This window comes from Actinoalloteichus spitiensis RMV-1378, from assembly GCF_000239155.1.
Classification (GTDB): Bacteria; Actinomycetota; Actinomycetes; order Mycobacteriales; family Pseudonocardiaceae; genus Actinoalloteichus_B; species Actinoalloteichus_B spitiensis.
The window spans coordinates 1-1,145 of record NZ_AGVX02000880.1; the positions used below are offsets into that span (position 1 = coordinate 1).

At 75.5% G+C, this 1,145-nt stretch carries 1 pseudogene; it reads right to left on the reverse strand.

Features of this window, described 5'->3' with window-relative positions:
- A pseudogene (locus ACTIDRAF_RS35215) lies at positions 1-290 on the reverse strand (hypothetical protein); the annotation flags it as partial.
- Between the last annotated feature and the right edge of the window lie 855 nt (positions 291-1,145).

Below are 1,145 nucleotides of genomic sequence, written 5' to 3' on the forward strand. Positions count from 1 at the left end.
CCCGCGCCTCTTTCCCGCCTTCCCGCCACCCCGCCGGTGGCGGGGAGGACGGGCTCACCGCGGGGATCGGATCTCCGGCCAGCTCTCGTCCCCCGGAGCCACGCGCCCACCGAGCAGCCAGATCGGGTGAGCGACGGCTGGTCGGCGAACCCCCAGTCCAGCCGACGTCCCGCGCCCAGGAAGTACAGCTCGTCCCCGAAGTAGCCGTAGCGCCCGGAGGTGAGGGTCAGGGCGAGGGCCAGTGCCCCGGCGACGGCCAGCACCGCCCGGAGGGCCAGCGGCGGTGTCACGGCATGGTCGGGCTGATGCCGTGGACCGGCGGGACGGGGTCGGTGGGGCCGGGAGAGCCGTGGGGTCTGGTGACGCGCACCGGCTCGCCCGCCGGACCAGCCCTGGTCGCCACGGGCCGTCCGGCTCTCCCGCGTTGGGCAGCAGTGAGATGGGCACACACCGTCCAGACCCGGAACGGCTTCGGTGGCCGCTGGACCAGTGGTCACCCTGCGCCGAAACGCAGGGAATCCGGCTGATCGTACGACCTGCCTCGTGCCACTGTCCATGGATGGCGGACGGCCGCCCGCTTCTCGGGCGGCCGGGAACGTGACCGTTCCCACGGCCGCACCGGGTCGCTGGTACCGGTCAGTCCCGGCCGGGCCAAGAGCGGGCGCCGGCCGTTCCGGGGGGGCAGGGCCACGTCCGGCCGAGCCCACGGTTCCGGCGCCCTCCGGTCGGCCTGCGCGGAGCACCCACCTCCGAGCGTGACCGGTTCCGGCCAACATCGACCGCCCACCGGCGTCATCCGGTGGGTCCTGCCTGACGAACGGACGGGTGTTCTGCTGTTCGGGGCGGCAGGAGCGGCCGGGAGCGGCCGGGAGCGGCCGGTGCCGCCGACGTGCCACCGGGCCGTCGTTCCGGTGGACCGGCAGTCGACGACGACCGACGCGGCGGGCGGGCCTCGGGACGGGAACCTCGCGAAGCCAGCGGTCGGGACGACACGGCCTGGTGGAGCCCGCGGTGACCACGTCCATCCGCGAGGTCCGCAGCGGCCAGGAGGCGCCGACCGGGTGGCGGACCGCGGAACCGCCCGCGCCAGCGGACGTTCACCAGCCTTGGAAACGCCGACGGGGCCCGCCGTTCTCGGCGGGGCC